2 protein-coding genes and 2 pseudogenes are annotated in these 4,275 nt (G+C 68.8%); all 4 read left to right on the forward strand.

Annotated elements, in window-relative coordinates; genetic code table 11:
• Positions 1–526 (forward strand): flagellar assembly peptidoglycan hydrolase FlgJ (flgJ, locus tag AC27IQ_RS19520; protein ID WP_487090473.1); only part of this gene is annotated, 526 nt, incomplete at its 5' end.
• Between the two features lie 13 nt (positions 527–539).
• Positions 540–2,470 (forward strand): annotated as a pseudogene (gene flgK, locus AC27IQ_RS19525) (flagellar hook-associated protein FlgK).
• Positions 2,471–2,488: 18 nt separating this feature from the next.
• A complete protein-coding gene (gene flgL, locus AC27IQ_RS19530) occupies positions 2,489–3,775 on the forward strand; it encodes a flagellar hook-associated protein FlgL (RefSeq protein WP_284431684.1) in 1,287 nt (428 codons plus the stop codon).
• A gap of 31 nt (positions 3,776–3,806) precedes the next feature.
• Positions 3,807–4,275 (forward strand): annotated as a pseudogene (locus tag AC27IQ_RS19535) (HDOD domain-containing protein); the annotation flags it as partial.

Consider the following 4,275-nt stretch of genomic DNA (forward strand, 5'->3'; position numbering starts at 1 on the left):
AGCCAGCGCGCCGCCGCCGTGGCGGCCGACCCGTCCGCCCCCCGCGCCCAAGGGCCGCGAAAGCTTCGTGCAGCACCACCGCGATGCGGCCGAGCGCGTGGCCAAGGAAAGCGGCATTCCCGCCAGCTTCATGCTGGGGCAGGCCGGCCATGAGACCGGCTGGGGCAAGAGCGAGATCCGCAGCAAGGACGGCGACAACTCCTTCAACCTGTTCGGCATCAAGGCCGGCAAGGGCTGGACGGGCAAGGTCGCCGAGATCACCACCACCGAGTACATCGGCGGCGTGCCGCGCAAGGTGACGGCGAAGTTCCGCGCCTACGACTCCTACGAAGACTCCTTCAAGGACTACGCCAAGCTCATCAACGACAACCCGCGCTACGAGAAGGCGCGCGAGAAGACGCATTCCGCCGTGGCCTACGCCACCGAGCTGCAGAAGGCGGGCTACGCCACCGACCCCGAATACGCCAGCAAGCTGAGCCGGGCCATCAACAGCACCTTGCGCGTCTCGCCGCGCACGGCGGCGTGACGGAAAGCGCTCCATGAGCCTGCTCAACGTCGGCGCCCGCGCCCTGCTCGCCAACCAGGTGGCCCTGCAGACGGCGGGCCACAACATCGCCAACGTCAACACCGCCGGCTACTCGCGCCAGACGCTGTCGCTGCAGACCGTGCAGGGCCAGTTCACCGGCGGCGGCTACATCGGCCAGGGCGTGGACGTGCAGACCATCCTGCGCAACCACAACGAGCTGCTCACGCGGCAGGCCGCCGCGGCCAACGCCACCCAGGCGGCCGACCAGACGCGCGGCGAGCGCCTGTCGCAGATGCAGGACGTGTTCAGCGGCGGCACGAGCGGCCTGGGCGCCTCGATCACCGACATGCTGAACGCCCTGTCCGATGTGGTGGCGGCCCCGACCGACATCACCGCGCGCACGGTGGTGCTCACGCGCATGGACGAGACCGCCGGGCGCATGCGCTCCGCGGCCGACCGGCTGTCGGAGATCCAGTACACCGTCACCGAACAGCTCAACAGCAACGTCAACGCGATCAACAGCCTGGCCAGCCGCATGGCCGGCGTGAACGAGCAGATCGCGCGCGCCACCGGCAACGGCCAATCGCCCAACGACCTGCTGGACCAGCGCGACCAGATCATCCGCGAGATCAACCAGTACGTGCAGACCACGCAGGTGCAGGCCGACGACGGCACCGTGGGCCTGTTCGTCGCGGGCAGCCAGCCGCTGGTGCTGGGCTCCACCGCCACGCAGCTGTCCGTGGGCGAGGCCACGTCCTTTCCCGGCAGCGGGCAGACCAAGCTGTTCTTCAACCGCCCCGGCGTCGCGCCCGTGGAGCTGGACGAGAACATGCTCGGCGGCGGCGAGGTCTCGGGCCTGCTGCGCTTCAACAACACCGATCTCGCCGAGGGCGTGAACCTGCTCGGCCGCATGGCGCAGTCCATCGGCATGACGATGAACGCCCAGCACAAGCTGGGCCTCACGCTCGACGGGCAGGCCGGCAAGGACCTGTTCTCGGTGCCTACCAGCATGCCCGGCTACACCAAGGGCACGGCCGTGGGCACGGTGTCGTTCAGCGACGCGACGAAGTTCGCCGCGTCCGACTACGAAGTGCGCTTCACCACGCCGCCGGCCGGCCAGGTGGTGCGCATGTCCGACGGCAAGGCCACCGCCTTCACCGACCTGACGACCTGGCCAGCAAGCAGATCGACGGGCTGAACTTCAACATGACGGCCGCAGGCGCCACCGGCGAGCGCGTGCTGTTCAAGCCCTTCAGCTCCACGGCCGCGAACATCCAGGCCAAGGTGCTGTCGCCCCGCGACCTGGCCGTGGCCAGCCCTGTCAACGCCGCCATGGGCAAGACCAACGGCGGGTCGATGCAGCTCACCAGCGTGCAGGCGACCTCCACGGGCTTCACCGCCCCTCCCATTCCGGCGGGCGTGAGCCTGAGCTTCGCCGCCGGCCCGCCCACCACCTACACGGTGACGGGCTCCACCACGCCGCCCTCGGGCACTGCGGGCCTGGCCTACACGCCGGGCCAGCCCATCCAGATCGACGGCTGGGAACTGACGCTCAAGGGCACGCCCAACACCGGCGACACCGTCACGGTGGGCAATGCGCTCGATCCGCAATACGGCGACACCTACACCCGCAACGCCGGCAACGCCTCCGCGATGAACGCGCTGCGCGACGTGAAGATGTTCGACGAATCCACCATGAGCGACGGCTACGCCGGCCTCATGGCGCAGGTGGGCACGCGCACGCAGAGCGCGCTGAACTCCGCCCAGCTGTCCACCACCATCGCGGGCAACCTCGAAAAGGACCGCACGGCCGTCTCGGGCGTGAACCTGGACGAAGAGGCCGCCAAGCTGATCCAATACCAGCAGGCCTACCAGGCCTCCGCGAAGGTCCTGCAGATCGCCCAGAGCATTTTCGACAGCCTGATCCAGACGATGGGCCGATAAACCGCGCCGGAGAAAGACATGGCCAACTTCTATCGCACCTCCACCGCCAACATGTACGACAACGCCCTGCGCAACCTGGGCACGCGGCAGACGGCGTTGTCCAACCTGCAGGAAAACCTCACCTCCGGCAAGCGCGTGGTGCGCGCCAGCGACGACCCGGTGGCCGCCGCGCAGGCCGAGCGCGCGATGACCCGGCTGGCGCGCGTGCAGACCGACCAGCGCGCGCTGGAGAACCAGCGCAACTCCATCGCCCAGGCCGAATCGACCATGGGCGAAGCCGTGGACCTGGTGCAGGAGGCCCGCCAGCTCATCGTGAGCGCCGGCAACGGGTCGCTCACGCCCAACGACCGCAAGACCATCGCCAACCAGCTGCAGGGCCTGCGCGAGCAGCTGTCCTCCATGGTCAACCGCAAGGACAGCAACGGCATGCCGCTGCTGGGCGCCCTGGGCAGCGCGCTCACGCCGTTTCTCGGGCCCCAGTCCGGCAGCCCCGACTACACCTTCTCCGGCCTGCCCGGCCAGGGCTCGGGCACCGACAGCTCGCTGCCCCTGTCGCTGGACGGCGAATCGGCCTTCATGTTCGTGCCGCAGCGCGACGGCGCCTACAACGCCGCCGTCACCACCAGCTCGACCGACCACCTGCTGACCACCGACGGCATCAAGCCCACCGACACCAGCCTGATCACGGGCAACAACTACCAGATCGTCTTCAGCGGCGTGGGCCCGGGCGCCACGGCAGGCACCACGACGGCCACGTACACCATCACCAACACCACCACCGGCGTGTCGTCCCCGCCCGTGACGGTGCCCGACTTTCCGTCCGACAAGCCGGTGAGCATCGGCGTGACCGGCATCCCCGGCATGAGCTTCAACATCACCGGCACGCCCGTCAAGAAGGTCGATGGCACCTACAGCCTCTCGCCCGCCAATGGCGACAGCATTTCGCTGCAGCCCAGCGCCAGCATCTTCAGCACGCTGGACAGCGCCATCCGCGACATCGGCAGCGCCACCACCAGCGGCGCGGCCTCGCAGGCCGTGGGCCAGGCCCTGAACAACATCGACATCGGCATGGAGCGCATGCACAACATGCGGGGCTACGCGGGCGAGTTGCTCAACCGCGCCGACCGCATCACGGGCGACCAGGACAAGCGCGCCGTGCAGCTCGAAGCCGACCGTTCGCGCGCGGAGGATCTCGATATGATCAAGGGCATTTCCGACTTCCAGAACAACCAGGTCGGGTATGAAGCGGCCCTGAAGTCCTATGCCCAGGTGCAGAAGCTGTCCCTCTTCAACTACATCGGCTGAGCCCGCGCGGTAACGGCCGCCTTCGCATCCCATGGTCCAATCCGTTCTTGGCAGCCTTCTCCTCGGTTACCGCCCACTGTGGAACCAGGCGCGGCGCCTGGCATCCGTGCAGCTCTATGTGCAAAGTGACGGTGCCGCCTTCGTGGACGCGCCCCACCTGCTGCGCACCTTGCAGGAACTGTGGAGCGCCAGCTCGCCCCCCCTGCTGCTGTCCCCGCAAACCCCGCAGTTGCTCACCGACCTGCTGAGCCAGGCGCCGCGTGGCGCGCCCTGGATCGAAGTGCGCAACGATTGGCTGGGCGATCCGGCCTTGCTCACCCAGGTACAGGCCGCCCACCAGCGCGGCCTGAAACTCGTCTGGCGCGGCGAGCTGCACCACCTGCCCGAACCCGCCGTGGCCGGCTGCTTCGACAACAGCCTGCTCACCCTCAGCGCCGCCGACGCCATGGCCGCGCTCAAGGCCACCGCCGCCGTGCCCCGCGCCGGAGCGGGCGCCCCCC

This window comes from Acidovorax sp. KPB24-07, from assembly GCF_057543315.1.